General features: G+C 60.8%; 20 protein-coding genes. 11 read left to right on the top strand and 9 right to left on the bottom strand.

Annotated elements, in window-relative coordinates:
- The first annotated feature begins 119 nt into the window (after nt 1–119).
- Genes puuD through AAIE04_RS18060 form a run of 4 tightly spaced genes read left to right on the top strand, consistent with a single transcriptional unit; the run spans nt 120 to nt 4,238 of the window.
- Complete coding sequence (puuD, locus tag AAIE04_RS18075) at nt 120–881, top strand: gamma-glutamyl-gamma-aminobutyrate hydrolase (RefSeq protein WP_025160264.1); 762 nt, start codon at nt 120–122, stop codon at nt 879–881.
- Nucleotides 878–1,435: an HTH-type transcriptional regulator PuuR gene (gene puuR / locus AAIE04_RS18070; RefSeq protein ID WP_019454834.1), complete on the top strand. Its 558-nt coding sequence runs from the start codon at nt 878–880 to the stop codon at nt 1,433–1,435. Before puuD ends, puuR begins: the two co-directional genes overlap by 4 nt.
- Before the next feature lie 15 nt (nt 1,436–1,450).
- On the top strand, nt 1,451–2,947 hold the full coding sequence (gene puuC, locus AAIE04_RS18065; RefSeq protein ID WP_498577470.1) for an aldehyde dehydrogenase PuuC: 1,497 nt from the start codon (nt 1,451–1,453) through the stop codon (nt 2,945–2,947).
- A 10-nt stretch (nt 2,948–2,957) separates the two neighbouring features.
- On the top strand, nt 2,958–4,238 hold the full coding sequence (locus AAIE04_RS18060) for an NAD(P)/FAD-dependent oxidoreductase (RefSeq protein ID WP_019454832.1): 1,281 nt from the start codon (nt 2,958–2,960) through the stop codon (nt 4,236–4,238).
- A 43-nt stretch (nt 4,239–4,281) separates the two neighbouring features.
- Here AAIE04_RS18060 and budC read toward each other — a convergent pair whose 3' ends face one another.
- Both budC and AAIE04_RS18050 read right to left on the bottom strand, forming a co-directional pair.
- Nucleotides 4,282–5,037, bottom strand: a complete 756-nt coding sequence (gene budC / locus AAIE04_RS18055) for a meso-2,3-butanediol dehydrogenase (protein WP_016928044.1) — start codon at nt 5,035–5,037, stop codon at nt 4,282–4,284.
- A 314-nt stretch (nt 5,038–5,351) separates the two neighbouring features.
- Nucleotides 5,352–5,780, bottom strand: a complete 429-nt coding sequence (locus AAIE04_RS18050; protein WP_019454831.1) for a universal stress protein — start codon at nt 5,778–5,780, stop codon at nt 5,352–5,354.
- A gap of 269 nt (nt 5,781–6,049) precedes the next feature.
- Here AAIE04_RS18050 and AAIE04_RS18045 point away from each other — a divergent pair, with 269 nt between their 5' ends.
- The gene (locus AAIE04_RS18045) at nt 6,050–6,667 is read left to right on the top strand and encodes a LysE family translocator (RefSeq protein WP_019454830.1); all 618 of its coding nucleotides are present in this window, start codon (nt 6,050–6,052) and stop codon (nt 6,665–6,667) included.
- Here the strand turns inward: AAIE04_RS18045 and AAIE04_RS18040 are convergent.
- The 3 genes from AAIE04_RS18040 to AAIE04_RS18030 all read right to left on the bottom strand — a co-directional run bounded on the left by AAIE04_RS18040 (nt 6,657) and on the right by AAIE04_RS18030 (nt 8,813).
- Nucleotides 6,657–7,301, bottom strand: a complete 645-nt coding sequence (locus AAIE04_RS18040; RefSeq protein WP_498577469.1) for a Qnr family pentapeptide repeat protein — start codon at nt 7,299–7,301, stop codon at nt 6,657–6,659. The two genes, AAIE04_RS18045 and AAIE04_RS18040, sit on opposite strands and share 11 nt — an antisense overlap.
- A gap of 75 nt (nt 7,302–7,376) precedes the next feature.
- Nucleotides 7,377–8,450 carry an SMP-30/gluconolactonase/LRE family protein gene (locus AAIE04_RS18035; protein WP_498577468.1) on the bottom strand — a complete coding sequence of 358 codons (1,074 nt, stop codon included), beginning with the start codon at nt 8,448–8,450 and terminating at the stop codon, nt 7,377–7,379.
- A 153-nt stretch (nt 8,451–8,603) separates the two neighbouring features.
- Nucleotides 8,604–8,813 carry a hypothetical protein gene (locus tag AAIE04_RS18030; protein WP_025160266.1) on the bottom strand — a complete coding sequence of 70 codons (210 nt, stop codon included), beginning with the start codon at nt 8,811–8,813 and terminating at the stop codon, nt 8,604–8,606.
- A gap of 141 nt (nt 8,814–8,954) precedes the next feature.
- Between AAIE04_RS18030 and AAIE04_RS18025 the strand changes: the two genes are divergently transcribed.
- A complete protein-coding gene (locus AAIE04_RS18025; protein WP_019454826.1) occupies nt 8,955–9,305 on the top strand; it encodes a GFA family protein in 351 nt (116 codons plus the stop codon).
- 12 nt (nt 9,306–9,317) lie between these two features.
- Here the strand turns inward: AAIE04_RS18025 and AAIE04_RS18020 are convergent, their stop codons facing one another.
- Nucleotides 9,318–9,734 (bottom strand): DUF2000 domain-containing protein, encoded by a 417-nt coding sequence (locus AAIE04_RS18020; RefSeq protein ID WP_004941246.1) that lies wholly within the window; start codon nt 9,732–9,734, stop codon nt 9,318–9,320.
- Nucleotides 9,735–9,832: 98 nt separating this feature from the next.
- A complete protein-coding gene (locus tag AAIE04_RS18015; protein WP_019454825.1) occupies nt 9,833–10,291 on the bottom strand; it encodes a hypothetical protein in 459 nt (152 codons plus the stop codon).
- Between the two features lie 231 nt (nt 10,292–10,522).
- On the opposite strand from AAIE04_RS18015, the gene AAIE04_RS18010 reads away from it, so the two are divergent.
- A complete protein-coding gene (locus AAIE04_RS18010; protein ID WP_074054431.1) occupies nt 10,523–11,731 on the top strand; it encodes an MFS transporter in 1,209 nt (402 codons plus the stop codon).
- Here AAIE04_RS18010 and AAIE04_RS18005 read toward each other — a convergent pair.
- Nucleotides 11,706–12,608, bottom strand: coding sequence for a LysR family transcriptional regulator (locus AAIE04_RS18005; protein ID WP_498577467.1), 903 nt, complete (start codon nt 12,606–12,608; stop codon nt 11,706–11,708). The genes AAIE04_RS18010 and AAIE04_RS18005 overlap by 26 nt on opposite strands.
- 122 nt (nt 12,609–12,730) lie before the next feature.
- On the opposite strand from AAIE04_RS18005, the gene AAIE04_RS18000 reads away from it, so the two are divergent.
- Complete coding sequence (locus AAIE04_RS18000) at nt 12,731–13,471, top strand: SDR family NAD(P)-dependent oxidoreductase (RefSeq protein WP_498577466.1); 741 nt, start codon at nt 12,731–12,733, stop codon at nt 13,469–13,471.
- A 17-nt stretch (nt 13,472–13,488) separates the two neighbouring features.
- Complete coding sequence (locus AAIE04_RS17995; RefSeq protein ID WP_498577465.1) at nt 13,489–13,698, top strand: tautomerase family protein; 210 nt, start codon at nt 13,489–13,491, stop codon at nt 13,696–13,698.
- A gap of 85 nt (nt 13,699–13,783) precedes the next feature.
- On the opposite strand, the gene AAIE04_RS17990 is transcribed toward AAIE04_RS17995, so the two are convergent.
- A complete protein-coding gene (locus AAIE04_RS17990; RefSeq protein ID WP_019454820.1) occupies nt 13,784–13,921 on the bottom strand; it encodes a hypothetical protein in 138 nt (45 codons plus the stop codon).
- A 294-nt stretch (nt 13,922–14,215) separates the two neighbouring features.
- On the opposite strand from AAIE04_RS17990, the gene AAIE04_RS17985 reads away from it, so the two are divergent.
- Nucleotides 14,216–15,331, top strand: coding sequence for an AI-2E family transporter (locus AAIE04_RS17985; protein ID WP_063919265.1), 1,116 nt, complete (start codon nt 14,216–14,218; stop codon nt 15,329–15,331).
- Between the two features lie 93 nt (nt 15,332–15,424).
- Nucleotides 15,425–15,637 (top strand): hypothetical protein, encoded by a 213-nt coding sequence (locus AAIE04_RS17980; RefSeq protein WP_063919264.1) that lies wholly within the window; start codon nt 15,425–15,427, stop codon nt 15,635–15,637.
- Nucleotides 15,638–15,649 lie beyond the last annotated feature (12 nt).

Below are 15,649 nucleotides of genomic sequence, written 5' to 3'. Positions count from 1 at the left end.
GCAAGTGTTACTTTTGGTTTGAATATTGGCCAGTCGACTGCTAGATTTATAGAATATTGAACGAAATAGGCGGTATGGCAGCTTGTCGTTCATAATTTCGAACGTACCAAGGGGATAGCATGGACAATATATTTAACAGACCAGTCATCGGTGTCGTCATGTGCAGGTATAGGTTAAACGGGCACCTCACACAGACCTTGCAAGAAAAGTACCTGAATGCCGTTATCACCGCCGGCGGTTTGCCGATCGCCCTGCCGCACGCGCTGGCGGAGCCGGAAATGCTGGCGGAACTGTTGCCGCGCCTCGACGGCATTTTGCTGCCGGGCAGCCCCAGTAATGTGCAGCCGCACCTTTATGGTGAAAACGGCGATGAGCCTGACGCCGATCCTGGTCGAGACGCGTTGAGCCTGGCGCTGATCCGCCAGGCGTTCGACAGGCGCATTCCCCTTTTCGCCATTTGCCGCGGCATGCAAGAGATGGTGGTCGCCACTCAAGGCACCCTGCATCGCCGCCTGTATGAACTGCCCGAGCTGCTGGAGCATCGTGAAGATCACGACCTGCCGCTGGAACAGCAATACGCCCCCGCCCACGAAGTGATCGTTCAGGAAGGGGGGCTGCTTTCGCAACTGATACCGGATTGCAACAGATTCTGGGTGAACTCGCTGCATGGCCAGGGTGCCAAAACCCTGGGCGCCAGTATTCGCATCGAGGCGCACGCCGCCGACGGGCTGGTGGAGGCGATCAGCGTGCGCGATCAGCCCTTCGCGCTCGGCGTGCAGTGGCACCCGGAGTGGAACAGCGACGAGTACGCCCTGTCGCGCCTGTTGTTTGATGGTTTCATCACCGCCTGTCGGAACTATCAAAAGGAAAAACGCCCATGAGCGACGTCAGCTTGGCACCGGGAAAACGTCTGTCGCAGATCCGTCAACAATTGGGGTTGTCGCAGCGCCGGGTCGCCGAACTGTCTGGGTTAACCCACAGCGCCATCAGCACTATCGAGCAGGACAAGGTCAGCCCGGCCATCAGCACGCTGCAAAAGTTGCTGACGGTATACGGTCTGTCGCTGTCGGCGTTTTTCGCCGAGCCGGAAAAACCGGCAGAACCGCAGATCGTGATAAGCAGTGACGATCTGATCGAAATCGGCAGCCAGGGCGTTTCGATGAAGCTTATCCACAACGGCGACCCGAACCGCACGCTGGCGATGATGATCGAAACCTACGAACCGGGCACCACTACCGGTGAGCGCATCAAACACCAGGGGGAAGAGATCGGCACGCTGCTGGAAGGCGAAGTGGTGCTGCAGGTCAACGGCCAGAGCTATCACCTGCTGGCCGGGCAGAGCTACGCCATCAATACCGGCATCCCCCACAGTTTCAGCAACACGTCGGCGCGCATTTGCCGGATTATCAGCGCCCATACGCCGACGACATTCTGATCAACGGAGCCAGGCATGAACTTTCACCATTTGCAGTATTGGCAACAACGGGCGCAGGCCCTGAAGATTGAGCACCAGCTGTTTATCGACGGCCGCTACCAGCCGGCCGCCGCGGGGAAAAGTTTCGCCGTGGAAGATCCTGCCGGCCGCCGTGAGCTGGCGCAGGTCGCGCGCGGCGAAGCCGCCGACATCGATCGGGCGGTCAACGCAGCGCGCGCCGCCTTTGAGCGCGGCGACTGGGCCCAGGCCGCGCCGGCGCAGCGCAAGGCCACGCTGCTGCGCTTCGCCGAGCTGATGGAGCAGCATCACGAAGAGCTGGCACTGCTGGAAACGCTGGACACCGGCAAACCGATTCGCCACAGCCTGCGCGACGACGTGCCGGGCGCTATCCGCTGCATCCGCTGGTACGCCGAAGCAATCGATAAGGTGTACGGCGAAATCGCCCCCACCGGTCGCGACGCGCTGGCGCTGATCGAGCGCGAACCGATCGGCGTGGTCGGCGCCATCGTGCCCTGGAACTTCCCGCTGCTGCTGGCCTGCTGGAAACTCGGCCCGGCGCTGGCCGCCGGCAACAGCGTGGTGCTCAAACCCTCCGAAAAATCGCCGCTGAGCGCCATCCTGCTCGGCAAACTGGCGCAACAGGCCGGGTTGCCGGACGGCGTGCTGAACGTGGTGCCCGGCTATGGCCACGACGCCGGCAAGGCGCTGGCGCTGCACCGCGACGTCGACGCCCTCACCTTCACCGGCTCCACCCTGGTGGCGAAGCAGCTGATGATCTATGCCGGCGAGTCGAACATGAAACGCGTCTGGCTGGAGGCCGGCGGCAAAAGCGCCAACATCGTCTTCGCCGACTGCCCGGATCTCGATCAGGCCGCCCGCAGCGCCGCCGCCGGCATCTTCTATAATCAGGGGCAGGTGTGCATCGCCGGCACTCGCCTGCTGGTCGAAGCGAGCATTCAGCAAGAATTCCTGCAGGCGCTACGCAAGCACGCGGCGGCCTTCATCCCCGGCGACCCGCTCGATCCCGCCACGGTGATGGGCACGCTGATCGACAGCGGCCACTGCGAGAAAGTGGCCGGCTATATCAATCGGGGGCTGAGCCAGGGCGCCGCGCTGTTCCTCGACGGGCGCGACCATCCGCAGGGCGACCACGCCGGCTATCTGGGGCCGACCATCCTCACCCAGGTGAACAACGCCATGAGCGTGGCGCGCGATGAAATTTTCGGCCCGGTGCTGGCGGTGACGGCGTTCGACGACGAGCAACAGGCGCTGCAGCTGGCCAACGACAGCGACTACGGCCTCGGCGCCGCGGTCTGGACCCGCGATCTGGCGCGTGCGCACCGCATGGCGCGCCAACTGAAAGCCGGCACGGTGTTCGTCAACAACTACAACGACGGCGACATGACCGTGCCGTTCGGCGGCTATAAGCAGAGCGGCAACGGCCGCGACAAATCGCTGCATGCACTGGACAAATTCACCGAATTGAAAACCACCTGGATCTCGCTGGAATAAGGGTTACATCATGACTGAACACGTAAAAAGCTACTATGCGGCCACGGCCAACGCTCATCAGCCCTATCCGCAATTGAATGAATCGATCGAATGCGACGTCTGCGTGATCGGCGGCGGCTATACCGGCCTCTCGTCCGCGCTGTTCCTGGTAGAGGCCGGTTACGACGTGGTGGTGCTGGAAGCGGCGCGCATCGGTTTCGGCGCCAGCGGCCGCAACGGCGGCCAGTTGGTTAACTCTTACAGCCGCGACATCGATGTGATTGAAGAGCGCTACGGCGCGGAAAGCGCCCGCCTGCTCGGCAGCATGATGTTCGAAGGCGCGGAGATCATCCGCAGCCGCATCAGCCGCTACGCCATCGACTGCGACTATCGCCCCGGCGGCATCTTCGCCGCGCTGAACAACAAGCAGTTCCATGCGCTGATCGAGCAAAAGCGCAACTGGGAACGCTACGGCAATACTCAGCTCGAGCTGCTCGATGCGGATCGGCTGCGCCAGGAGGTCGCCAGCGATCGCTACGTCGGCGCGCTGCTCGATCACAGCGGCGGCCACATCCATCCGCTCAACCTGGCGCTGGGCGAGGCCGAGGCGATTCGCCTGCAGGGTGGGCGCATCTTCGAGCAATCGGCGGTGACGAACATCCGCCACGGCGAACCGGCGCTCATCAGCACCGCCAACGGCCAGGTGAAAGCGCGCTTCGTCATCGTCGCCGGCAACGCCTATCTGGGCGACAAGCTGGAGCCGCGGCTGGCCAAGCGCAGCATGCCGTGCGGCACCCAGGTGGTGGCCACCGAACCGCTGGCGCCGGAGATCGCGCAGGCGCTGATCCCGCAGAACTACTGCGTGGAGGACTGCAACTACCTGTTGGATTATTACCGCATCACCGCCGATCATCGCCTGCTGTACGGCGGCGGCGTGGTATATGGCGCGCGCGATCCGGACGACATCGACAACCTGATCCGGCCAAAGCTGCTGAAGACCTTCCCGCAGCTGAAAGGGGTGCGTATCGACTATCGCTGGACCGGCAACTTCCTGCTGACGCTGTCGCGCATGCCGCAGTTCGGCCGGTTGGAGAATAACGTATATTACATGCAGGGCTACAGCGGCCACGGCGTGACCTGCACCCATCTGGCGGGCAAGCTGATCGCCGAGCTGATGCGCGGCGACGCCGAACGCTTCGACGCCTTCGCCAAGCTGCCGCACCTGCCGTTCTTCGGCGGGCGCAATCTGCAGATCCCGTTCACCGCCATCGGCGCGGCCTACTACACGCTGCGCGATCGTATCGGCGTCTAAAATAGCAGGCCCGGTCATCCTGGCCGGGCCTGTGGGTTAACGCTTAGACGATCTTCGGTTGGCCGTCCGAGGCGGTCGCCCCGCCATCGACCGGAATGTTGGCGCCATTGATAAAGCTGGCGTCGTCGCTGGCCAGGAACGCCATCACCGCCGCCACTTCTTCCGGCTCCGCCGCACGGCCTAACGCGATGCGCTCATTGAACTTGTCGCGGATCTCCTGCGGCCAGCCGTTGGTCATGTTGGTTTTCACCAGGCTCGGGCAGACCGAGTTGATGCGCACGCCGTCACCACCGTGATCCAGCGCCATGGCGCGCGTCAGGTTGACCACCGCGCCTTTCGCCGCGCAGTAATAAGCCGCGCCCCAGTCGCCGCCCAGGCCGGACACCGACGCGGTATTGACGATGCAGCCTTTGGTTTTCAGCAGGTGCGGCAAGGCAAATTTGGAACAGAACACCACGCCGTCGATATCGACCCCGGCGATGCGACGCCAGTCGTCGATGCTGGTTTCCAGCACGCTGCCCGCCACGTGCACGCCGGCGTTGTTCAGCAGGACGTCGATGCGGCCCAGCTTTTCCGCCACCTCATTCATCATTTTTTCAACCGCGACGTGATCGGATACGTCGATATGCACCGCCATCGCCCGGCCCTTCGGCAGTGAAGCGGCGACTTTGTCTACCGCTTCCTTGGCCCAGTCGGCCAGCACCACGATCGCGCCCTCGGCGGAGAAACGCCGCGCCGCCGCTTCCCCCATGCCATTGCCCGCACCGGTGATAACCACGACTTTATTGTCAAAACGCATGAGACCTCCTCCATGTGAACGTATTTATATAAGTCATACAAATCTCATGACCCGAGGATAAGTCGCAGTCCCCCTGAGAGCCAGTCAAAACGTGCGGTTTATTAACCAAAAGGAGGTATGTCAGCTATTTCAATGCGCTGGGTTAACCTTTATCGGATTTTGGCCAACATACTGATAGAGAAAATAAAATTACGGGAAGTCACTATTCACAAGCCGGATTGTCAGCCGGCGGAATTATTGCGAATCAGCGGTTATGGTCATACAGAGATAAGCGATGCGAATGAAAAACGGCAGCCGCCCAGAGGCGGCCGCGACTATTTTTTCTCGATGGGGACCACCAACAGATCGACGTTCAGCTCGTTGATCGCCTGGCGAGCCGAAGAGACCAGCCGGCTCCAGACATCGTGATGGTGGCCGAAAATCACCAGATCGAACCCTTTTTCCTGTGCCACCCGGTTCAGTTCTTCCGTCAACGCGCCGCGGCTGACGATCACTTCTTCGACCGGATAAGACGACTGCCCTTTGATCGCATTGAGCATGTTCTTCACCCGCTCCGAAAAGGTGCGATCGGTGTAGTTATAATCTCCCACGCCCAGATCGACGTAATAACCGGCGCGATGAATGTCGATGTAGATCAGGGAGAGTTTGGCATTGAGCGCGGCGGCCAACCTGGCGCCCTTGCCCAGCAGGAACTCGGCGTCTTCGCTGAGATCCGTGGCGACAACGATATGCTGATAAGCCATAGTGGCGGCCCTCCGCATCAAAACCGTGAACAGGATGGCGCTCCTTGCCGCATGTTTCTTATGCACCTTAAGTTTAGCCCAGCGCCGGGTCGCTCGCCTGCCCCCTCGGCAAACGCTCGACGGGCGCTATCACCTCGGTGCCCCAGGCATGCGCCGCATGCGTAATTCTCCCCGGCCGCCATCGGGACGCCGGTGCAATTGGTCGAGTGGATTCTGTGCGGGATTCGTTATAAAACTAACGGTACTCTTGTTGTAACAGGCAATCTTTCATGGTCGATATGTCCGCCGTACTCGCCGTTTTCACCGTGTATATTGTCGGCGTGGTGATCCCCGGCCCTAATTTCGTCGCCGTCGCTCACAAAGCCGTTTCCGCACGCCGGGCAGAGGCGTTTGCCTTAGTGGCCGGCATTGTGCTGGTCAATCTGTTCTGGGCGAGCAGTGCCCTTCTGGGCATCGGCGTGGTTTTCGCCCTGTTCCCCTGGTTGGCGGTGGCGATTAAAGTCGCCGGCGCCGGCTATTTAATGTGGTTCGGCTATCGGCTTATCGCCCAGGCGGCGCCCTCTTCCGGCACCCCAGCGGCCGCCGGAAAAAGCGGTTTTCGCGCCGCCTTTTTGCAGGGTATCGCCACCAACATCGCCAACCCCAAATCCATTGCGTTTTACGCCGCCGTCTTCTCATCAGCGGCACCCAGCCATGTTTCTACGCCGACTTTTTTCGCCATGCTGCTGGAAGTCGCGGTGATAGCCAGCTTGTGGTACGGGCTGGTCGCCCTGGTGTTGTCGCACGCGCCTGTCGCCGGCGCCTACCGCCGCAGCAAGGCTTGGATCGATCGCGCCTGCGGCACCTTGATCATCGCACTGGGGCTGCGGCAGTTGCTCAGCCGATGATCGCGATCCCCAGCCGCTCCAGCAGCTGCGCGGCCTGGTGGCTGTCCATTTTGACGCCCTGCAGATCGGTGGTGCGCAAATCCAACTCGCCCAGTTCGGCATTGCTCAAATCGCATCCGGTAACGTCGGCGGCACGCCAGTTGAAACCAGAGAACTCGCCGCCGGACAGATCGGAGCCGCTGAAGTTGGCGCCGAGCACCTGCGCGCCGTGCCAACGGTTCTCCCACAGCTCGCACTTCTCCAGCACCACCTTGGCGAAGTTAGCGTAGCTCAGGTTGCTTTTGGTGATATAGGCGCTGCAAAACCAGGTGCGGCTGGTGATCATATTCATAAAGCTGGCGCCGCGAAAATCGGCGCCCTGCGCGCGGCACTCGCGGATCTCGACGCCCAACGCGTCGGCGTGACGGAAATCCGCCATCGATAAATCGCAGCTTTTAAAACTTGCGTCTTTCAGTATCGCGCGGCTGAAATTGCCCCCCTGCCGGCTGTCGCTATCGTAAAACTGGCAGCCGATAAACTCGGTGCCGGTCAGATCGGCGCCTGAAAAATCGCACAGCATAAAGCTACCGTTTTCAATCTTCGCGCCGGTAAAGCGGTTACGGTCAATCTTTTCACCCTTCAATATCAGACTCATCGCAGCACACCTGTTTATTTATACAGTCAGTGCGGCATTTAATCCTATTCCGGCAGGGTTGGCAACCGGCGTCGATCAGCGTGCCTTTGGCGCAGGCTGTTCTAACGCAACCTTGACGATGCTGAACGTTCTGGTTTTCTCCGCCTGAGCGACGTCGGCAAACAACCGGGGATAACGGGAATTGACCACCCACACCTCGCCATCGCGCAGCGCGGCGCCGGTCGGCCCATCCAATTCCGGCGGCGCGGCAACCGCGGCGGTACGCGCGCTAGCCCAGCCGTCGGACGAGGAGAGCAGCGTCACGTCACCGGACATGCTCCCCTTTTCCCCCGGAAAAGACTGTACGATCACCAGTTCGTTGGCGTTTTTGAGCCGCAACCCGTCCGGCCCTTTTAAGCGTTGCGGCAACCTGATTGCACTTACCGCAAGCGCGTTATCCAGCGTCACTTTCCACAGCAGCCCCCGGGTGTAGTCCGCCGCAATCAGGAAGCCGTCCGGGTGATAGACGATGCCATTGAGATAAGGCTGCGTACCCTGCGCTGCGGCGGGTACGTCGGCTGGCATCAAACGCGCCGAACGCACCAGAATCGACACCTGGCGCGTTGCACGGTCAATCTTGTAAATCTGCGGCTGGAAGCTGTCGGTCACGTAGATATTACCCTGCGCGTCGAGCGTCAGATCGTTGGCCAACGTCGGGCCATGGCTTAGCGATGAAAGATCGTACCTCTGCTGCAGCACGCCGGTATCGAGGCTGAACTCCAACACCTGCGCTACGCGATTGCGCGTGCCGGCGGCAGAGTGGAGGGACACGCCCACGTCTTCGTTGCACACCAGCACCCGGTTGCGCTCGGCGTCCACCAGCATGCCGGAGGTAGTGATTAACCCCTTGCCGATGGAAAAACGCCGATAGCGACCATCCGGATAGACTAACCCAAGTTGGCCACCGCGCAGGGAGGACACCAGAAACGCGCCGGCGCGCGCATTCCAGGCGATGCCCTCAGGGTAGGCGCCGGCGGGATCCGGCGAAAACTCGATGCGTTGCGTCGCGTTTGCCGGCGGCACGCCGCTGAAAAACAGCGTTACGCCGGCCAGCAGGGTGACGCGCCGACTGAGCGGTAATAAGACAGAAAATAGGCTGAAGCGAAACATGGGCGGGCACCTGATGATGACTGGGATCTTCAGAGTAGAGCCGCGCCGGCAGCCGCACCAGCCGGTAAAAAGGCAATGCGCTACTAAAAAAATCGCAGTAATCAGCGCAAAAAAAAACCGCCCGGTATGGACGGTTTAGCTGGCGACAAGCCGTTATTTCAGGGCTTCCTGAATGGCGTCGGCCATCGGACCGATATGCTTTTCCGCCGCCTTCAGCTGAAAGTCCACGCCGTTGCCGTCGTTGGTGTCCGACAGCGTGGCCTTGATCAATTCCAGCGCCGCCTGTACCGCCACCAGCCGTTTGTGCTGCTCGTCCGTGACCGGTTTGGCGCCCATATTCGCTGGGTAGTAATGTTCTAACATCGCGCTCTCCTTTTGATGACGTTAATCTCTAACCTAACAGAAAACCGCGCATTTACTAAGGAAACCGCGCCCGGCGCGGCCGAGTGACGATAAATTGCACTATACTGGGCAAACACTCTCCCCTGTCACAGGATCATCGCCATGTCATTCCAGGGAAGCTGCCACTGCGGCGCCGTCACCTTCTCCGTCGACGCCGAACTGCCTACCGAAGCCCTCAGCTGCAACTGTTCGATCTGCCGCCGCAAAGGGCTGCTGCTGTCCTTCTTTCCCGTCGCAGCCTTCACGCTGAACAGCGGCGAAGACCAGCTCAGCACCTACACCTTCAATCAGCACAAAATACGTCATCAGTTCTGCCGAGTCTGCGGCGCCCAGCCCTTCGCCTACGGCACCGCGCCGGACGGCGCCGCGATGTGCGCCGTTAACCTGCGCTGTGTGCCCGCCATTGCGCTGGATACGTTGCAGATCCACGCCTACGACGGCGCCAGCGTCTGAGATAGCGTGTTTTCAGCGATAGACGGAGAATTTCTTGGTCAGCGGCTTAAGCTGCTCGGTATCCCCGTAGAGCGCCACCGCCACGAAATCCAACTGCTCGTAAGGCGTGTTGGCGGTGTCGGCGATCTGCTGCTCGGCGGAATGCGACAGCATGGTGGTGGTGAAGAAGTTGGACAGCACGCCCTCTTCCTTGCACTTCAGGATCAGGTTGCTGAGCTGGCTGCTGTTCTTGGCCTGCAGGATCACGATCGGATAATGGCTCATGTTGGCGCTGACGCCGTCGAGGCTGCTCGGGTAGTGGTGAAACTCGCGCTGTTCGATCAGATCGGTGATGCCCGCCGTCAGATGGCAGGAGGCGTTAAACAGCGTGGCCGGTTCGTGATTGCGGTTGAGGATGATATAAAACTTTTTCTCGTTGTCGCTGTACATACTCTTCTCCTTGAATAGGCAGCCAGTTTTACCCAACCGGCGCACGGTTTCAAGGCGCGATAAGGGGCCGCGTCCGGCCCCGTGGTAGCACTGCCGGCTCAGACCGCGCCTTCGCCAGGCCCCAGCGGCTGGGCCACCTGATGCAGCACGGTGATGTTCTGCAAAATAGTGCCGCCGTCGATAGGCTTCATCTGGCCGTCGCGATCTTTATAGTGCGTCGGCTTGGCGCCGTGGAAGAACAGGCCGGCGTTGACCTGCACCCCCAGATAGCCCGCGCTGGCCGGCAGGCGCTGCACGTCGGTCCAGGGATTGGAAACCGGCACGAACTGGAAGCCCTCGCTGGTCTTGGCATACAGCGGGCGCAGCAGCGTGACAAAGGCCATGATCGGCGACAGCGCCTCTGTAAAGATCTGCACCGGCCGATCGACCGTCATCAGAAAGCCCTGCGGCTGCTCCTCAACCGTGTCGAGGCTCAGGCTGCTGCTGATATCATCGCCCCGGCCGCCATAGCTCCATTCAATGGCCGGCGCTCCACTCTCGTTCATCATCTCTGACATACACTGCTCCTTATAAAATGAATTCAACACGCCTGCTGCGTGCCGGAACAGTAAACCGCTGCAGGGGGGCGAGCGTCCACGCCGGGCGGCACGCTGGCGCACCAAACAACGAAGGCGTACCGTCAATAAAGCTCGAAATGAATAGTTTCCCCACGTGATAGCGCAGCATTTGAACGGCCTTTGCCGTAGCGCAGAGGCATAGTGATGACGTTGCCGCTACTGGAGAGTGTTATGACCGCGATTAAACCGGACGCCATCGACCGCGTTCTCCCCGCCGCCACGCCCTGGCTGGCCGTCATCAACGTGCTGTTCGCCGGCATCGCCGCGGCGCTGCACGTAGGCAAGGCCACCATCGCGCTGCCGGCGCTGCAGGACGAGTTCGGCCGCTCGCTGGAGGCGCTCAGCTGGGTCATCTCGGCCTTCCCCTTCGTTGGGGTGTTCGCCGGCATCGCCGCCGGGCTGCTGGTGCGCCGCTGGGGCGACCGGCGCCTGCTGGCGCTCGGGCTGCTGATCATCAGCGCCGCCAGCTTCGTTGGTGCCACGCTGCACGACTTCAGCGGGCTGATCGTCAGCCGCTTTGTCGAGGGGCTCGGCTTCGTGATCGTGGTGGTCGCTTCGCCGGCGGTGCTGAACCGCATCGTCGCTCCGGCGCAGCGCAGCCTGGTATTCGGCATCTGGAGCACCTTTATGCCGGCGGGCATCGCCATTTCGCTGTTTTTCGGTCCACATCTGGCCGACTGGCAGCAGAGCTGGCAGGCCGGTGCGGCGCTGACGCTGCTGGCCGCCCTGCTGCTGCCGCTGACCACATCCCGCCGCGCCGCCGACGCGCACTCGCCGTCTCTGCCGCTGCGGCAAGCGCTGGGAGCGATGCTGCGGGCGCGTCAGCCGCTGTTGCTGGCGCTGATGTTCACCACATACAACCTGCAGTTTTTCTCGGTGATGACCTTTCTGCCGATCTTCCTGATGCAGCGCATCGGCCTGTCACTGGCGGCCGCCGGCGGCATCAGCGCGGCGGCGGTGGCCGCCAACATCATCGGCAACCTCGCCGCCGGCGTGCTGCTGTCGCGCGGCCTGCCCGCCAGAACGCTGCTAGCCGCCACCAGCCTGTTGATCGGGGTCTTCGGCATCGGCATTTTCCTGCCGATGACGCCCAACGGCCTGCTGATCCCGCTGTGTTTCCTGTTCTGCGCCATCGCCGGCATACTGCCCGCCACCATTCTGGCCGCCACGCCGGTGGCGACGCCGGAACCGACGCTGCTGCCGCTGAGCCTCGGGCTGGTGATGCAGGGAAACTATCTCGGCCAGGTGATCGGCCCGATCGCACTGAGCGCCATCGTGGCCGCGGCCGGTTGGGCGGCCCCGGCGTGGCTGGTGTTGGCGGCGGCGGTGTCTGGAGCGGTATTGGCGCTGGCGGCTACGCTTTCGTCAGGAAATCGATGAATTTCCGTACCTTGAGCGGGACGAAGCGCGCATAGGGATAAAGCAGGATGAAGGGACGCGAGGCGCCGGCGTAATCTTTCAATACCTCGACCAGCACCCCGCTGCTCAACTCTTGTTCGACGGTAAAGCGATACACCTGCATCAGTCCAGCGCCGCTTTTCACCAGCGTCAGCGTAGCGAGGTAATCTTCCTGGCAAAGCCAGCGTCCGGCAGTTTCCACTTTGCTATTTTCGCCCTGAACCTTAAACGTCCAGGCGGTTTTTCTGCCGGTGCTGGGCAACGCATACTGAATGCAATCGTGCCGGGCCAGATCCTCCGGCGTGAGCGGCGCAGGGTGGCGCTGCAAATAGCCCGGCGTCGCCACTACGATCAGTTCAGCCTCCTCCAGACGCCGCGCCGCCAAGCCGGAGTCGTTCAGCTCGCTGCCGCGAATGGCGACGTCGAATTTATCTTCGGAGAAATCGATATTCTGATTGCTGACGTGCAGATTCAGCTTGAGATCGGGGTAGCGATGCGCAAACTCGGGCAAGCGCGGCAACAGCCTAAAATGCGCATACAGCGTCGGCACGCTGATACTGAGCGTGCCCACCGGTTTGTCCCGTTCGCCGGAAATTCTCGCCTCGGCCTCCATCAGTTGGCTCAGCGCCCGGCGGCATTCCAGGTAATAACGCTGGCCGACATCCGTGACGCGCATCTGGCGCGTCGTGCGGATAAACAGCTTCGCCTGCAATCGCGCCTCCAGCCGCGCGACCGAGCGGCTGACCGCCGCAGGGGTTATCCCGGCGGCATTGGCCGCTGCGGTGAAGCTGCCGGTTTCTACCGTCAGGCAAAACAGCTCGATACTGCCCACCTGAACGTCATCAAAATGGCGTTGCATATCTCTCTCTGCCGATTCATTACATAAGGTATAAATTAAAGTTCTTTCCCCCTCATTTTTCAACCAACAGGTATGGATTACCGTTCACATACGGTCAATCACTATCCTGTCGAGGAGAGAAAATGAGCAAAGTAAAAACGGTCATCGTCACAGGCGCATCAAGCGGTTTGGGATTCGCCATCGCGCAAGCCTACCTAGCGCGCGGCTATCAGGTTGTCGCAAACGCCCGTTCGCTTGAACGGCTGCAAGCGGCGGCGGACAAACTCGGCCGCCCGGCCAATCTGCTGCTGGCGCCGGGAGACATCGCGCTGCCGGAAACCGCCGAACGGTTGTTCAGCCTGGCAATACAGGCTTTTGGCCAGGTGGATATTCTTATCAATAACGCCGGCATATTTATCGCCAAGCCGATTGCCGACTATACGCCGAAGGAGGTCGACGCGATGGTGGCAACCAATCTGAAAGGCTTCTTCTACCCGGCGCAGGCCGCCGCCCGGCATATGCAGCAACGCGGCGCCGGCCACATCGTCGCCATCACCGCGTCGATCGCCATGCAGCCCAACAGCAAAGTGCCCGCCTTGCTGCCGGTGCTGATCAAGGGCGGCCTTAACCACGCCGTGCGCGAGCTGGCGTTGGAACTGGCGCCGCACAACGTGATGGTCAACGCCGTGGCGCCCGGCATCATCGCCACGCCGATGCATCAAAATGATGAACAGAGTCTGGCGCAGATGCGGCAACTGGCGCCAACCGGCCGCGTCGGCCAGCCGCAGGACATCGTCGATGCGGTGCTGTATCTGACTGACGCCAATTTCGTCACCGGCACGGCGCTCGCGGTTGACGGCGGCGCAACCGCCGGCGTCTGGTAAAACAGGGGAGAAACGTCATGCCATACGTCAACATTAAAGTGACCGACGAAGGGGTCAGCGCCGCGCAAAAGCGCATGCTGATCGAGGGAGCCACCGCGCTGCTGGAGCGGGTGCTGAATAAACCGCGCCACACCACTTTCGTGGTGATTGACGAGGTGGCAACCGACAACTGGGGCGTCGGTGGCGAGAGCGTCACCGCCCTGCGCACCAAAGAACGAGGCGAATGACGGGTGATTTATTCTGTGCGTCCCATGTCGTAGGGTACAGCCGCTAGTTATCGTTATCGGGTCTGCGTGGTGGGATCAATCACGCTCAGCGCGAAGGGTAAGGCCAGTGATGGTCCAGACCCGATAATGACAAGGCACCGGTCGCGGCAAGGTAAATCAGCACGCCGGCGAAAACGATCAGCAGTGCCTTTTCGATAACGGCAAGTCTTTTGTGTTCAGTCATTTGCATGCTCCTTCGTGGTGTCGGGCGAACGGCCGCCCTCATCAACACTAGGAAAGCCTGACGCAGGCGACAAGCGTGGCTCACAAAATGAAACAAAATCCATAAATTTTGTTAATTATTTAGCCCTCTTTCTTTTCTCGCGCTGCCACCTGTTCACCCTGTGGTGCCCGCCTTGCCCTTAATAACCCTATGGAATACGCCACTAAAAATCCCCTACCGGTTAAGTAAAGGTGATGATAGTGTTGTTTTCATTCAGATCATCTATGCTGAAAATTCATCTTTTGAGGGACGACTATGATGTCTAAAGGCATTTCCAAAGGATTCTTTATTCTGATCCTGTTTATCGTTACCGCCGCCTTTCTCGACGTGCTGGGGCCCTACTACTCCTCGGTGCTGTGGGCGATTATTCTGGCGGTGATTTTCCACCCGGTGAAAAAGAAGCTGAAGCAGTACGTTGGCGAACGCAACGGCGTGGTGTCGCTGCTGACGGTGGCGCTGATCTGCCTGATCGTGTTCACGCCGCTGGCGATCATCGCCTCGTCGCTGGCGATGGAATTCAACGTGATCTACACCAAGCTGCAGACCAACAACAGCCAGTTGCCGACCATGCTGGCGGACTTTATGCGCCACCTGCCCGGCTGGGCGCAGCGCTTCCTGGCGGAGCATAACCTCAACAGCGCCGCCGAGATCCAAAAGCAGCTTTCTGACGTAGCGCTCAAGGGCGGGCAATACCTGGCGGGCAGCGTGTTCCTGATCGGCAAGGGCACCTTCAACTTCGTCGTCGGCTTCGGCGTGATGCTCTACCTGCTGTTCTTCCTGCTGAAAGACGGCCCCTATCTGGTGAACCTGGCGCTTGAAGCGCTGCCGCTCTCCCAGCACGTGAAACACCATCTGTTCGTCAAGTTCGCCGCCGTTTCCCGCGCCACCGTCAAGGGCACGGTGGTGGTCGCCGTGGTGCAAGGTGCGCTCGGCGGGCTGGCGTTTTACTTTACCGGCATCGACGGCAGCCTGCTGTGGGGCGCGCTGATGGCGTTCCTGTCGATCATCCCGGCGGTGGGCTCCGCCATCATCTGGGTGCCGGCGGTGATCTACTTCTTCGCCACCGGCATGCTGTGGAAAGCCATTTTCCTGGTGGTGTTCTTCGTGGTGGTGATCGGCCTGGTGGACAACATCCTGCGCCCGCTGCTGGTGGGCAAAGACACCAAGATGCCGGACTACCTGATCCTGATCTCCACCCTGGGCGGCATGGAGATCTACGGCATCAACGGCTTCGTTATCGGCCCCTTGATCGCCGCACTGTTCATCGCCTGCTGGAACATCCTGTCCGGCCGCGACAGCGAGGAGAACATCGAAGAGATCGACGAAGAATTCATCGAGGAAGGCAAAAATCATCCCGACGCGGCGGAGTAACGCTCTCGCGCCGTATCAGGCAGGGGCCCGTTTGGGCCCTTTTTTTCGTCTGTGGTATCCTTGCCCGGCTCACAAGGAAGAACGGGTTTCGTTATGCTTATTCTCTACGCCACGTTGGCCATCGCCTTCACCCTGCTGTGCCTGTTGGCCTTTATTTATTGCGCCTATCAGCTGTCGAAGCACGGCGACGTCAAGTTTTTGGCCTCGCTTTCCGTACTGCTCTTCGCGTTGCTGGCCTTCTATGCCGCTTACGGCTACGTCAGCACCTGGCTGCAACAACAGTCGGTGGATGTCAGGCTGTATTAACGCGCTGGGATA

The organism is Serratia sp. Ae19-1, from assembly GCF_059801225.1.
Note: the sequence above shows the minus strand (reverse complement) of the source record. Positions and strands in the feature narration are given on the sequence as shown.

What these genes read in the sequence shown, in the direction of transcription:
- puuD (WP_025160264.1), top strand. Translation starts at nt 120, where the DNA reads ATGGACAATATATTTAACAGACCAGTCATCGGTGTCGTCATGTGCAGG.
- puuR (WP_019454834.1), top strand. Translation starts at nt 878, where the DNA reads ATGAGCGACGTCAGCTTGGCACCGGGAAAACGTCTGTCGCAGATCCGT.
- puuC (WP_498577470.1), top strand. Translation starts at nt 1,451, where the DNA reads ATGAACTTTCACCATTTGCAGTATTGGCAACAACGGGCGCAGGCCCTG.
- AAIE04_RS18060 (WP_019454832.1), top strand. Translation starts at nt 2,958, where the DNA reads ATGACTGAACACGTAAAAAGCTACTATGCGGCCACGGCCAACGCTCAT.
- budC (WP_016928044.1), bottom strand. Translation starts at nt 5,037, where the DNA reads ATGCGTTTTGACAATAAAGTCGTGGTTATCACCGGTGCGGGCAATGGC.
- AAIE04_RS18050 (WP_019454831.1), bottom strand. Translation starts at nt 5,780, where the DNA reads ATGGCTTATCAGCATATCGTTGTCGCCACGGATCTCAGCGAAGACGCC.
- AAIE04_RS18045 (WP_019454830.1), top strand. Translation starts at nt 6,050, where the DNA reads ATGGTCGATATGTCCGCCGTACTCGCCGTTTTCACCGTGTATATTGTC.
- AAIE04_RS18040 (WP_498577469.1), bottom strand. Translation starts at nt 7,301, where the DNA reads ATGAGTCTGATATTGAAGGGTGAAAAGATTGACCGTAACCGCTTTACC.
- AAIE04_RS18035 (WP_498577468.1), bottom strand. Translation starts at nt 8,450, where the DNA reads ATGTTTCGCTTCAGCCTATTTTCTGTCTTATTACCGCTCAGTCGGCGC.
- AAIE04_RS18030 (WP_025160266.1), bottom strand. Translation starts at nt 8,813, where the DNA reads ATGTTAGAACATTACTACCCAGCGAATATGGGCGCCAAACCGGTCACG.
- AAIE04_RS18025 (WP_019454826.1), top strand. Translation starts at nt 8,955, where the DNA reads ATGTCATTCCAGGGAAGCTGCCACTGCGGCGCCGTCACCTTCTCCGTC.
- AAIE04_RS18020 (WP_004941246.1), bottom strand. Translation starts at nt 9,734, where the DNA reads ATGTACAGCGACAACGAGAAAAAGTTTTATATCATCCTCAACCGCAAT.
- AAIE04_RS18015 (WP_019454825.1), bottom strand. Translation starts at nt 10,291, where the DNA reads ATGTCAGAGATGATGAACGAGAGTGGAGCGCCGGCCATTGAATGGAGC.
- AAIE04_RS18010 (WP_074054431.1), top strand. Translation starts at nt 10,523, where the DNA reads ATGACCGCGATTAAACCGGACGCCATCGACCGCGTTCTCCCCGCCGCC.
- AAIE04_RS18005 (WP_498577467.1), bottom strand. Translation starts at nt 12,608, where the DNA reads ATGCAACGCCATTTTGATGACGTTCAGGTGGGCAGTATCGAGCTGTTT.
- AAIE04_RS18000 (WP_498577466.1), top strand. Translation starts at nt 12,731, where the DNA reads ATGAGCAAAGTAAAAACGGTCATCGTCACAGGCGCATCAAGCGGTTTG.
- AAIE04_RS17995 (WP_498577465.1), top strand. Translation starts at nt 13,489, where the DNA reads ATGCCATACGTCAACATTAAAGTGACCGACGAAGGGGTCAGCGCCGCG.
- AAIE04_RS17990 (WP_019454820.1), bottom strand. Translation starts at nt 13,921, where the DNA reads ATGACTGAACACAAAAGACTTGCCGTTATCGAAAAGGCACTGCTGATC.
- AAIE04_RS17985 (WP_063919265.1), top strand. Translation starts at nt 14,216, where the DNA reads ATGATGTCTAAAGGCATTTCCAAAGGATTCTTTATTCTGATCCTGTTT.
- AAIE04_RS17980 (WP_063919264.1), top strand. Translation starts at nt 15,425, where the DNA reads ATGCTTATTCTCTACGCCACGTTGGCCATCGCCTTCACCCTGCTGTGC.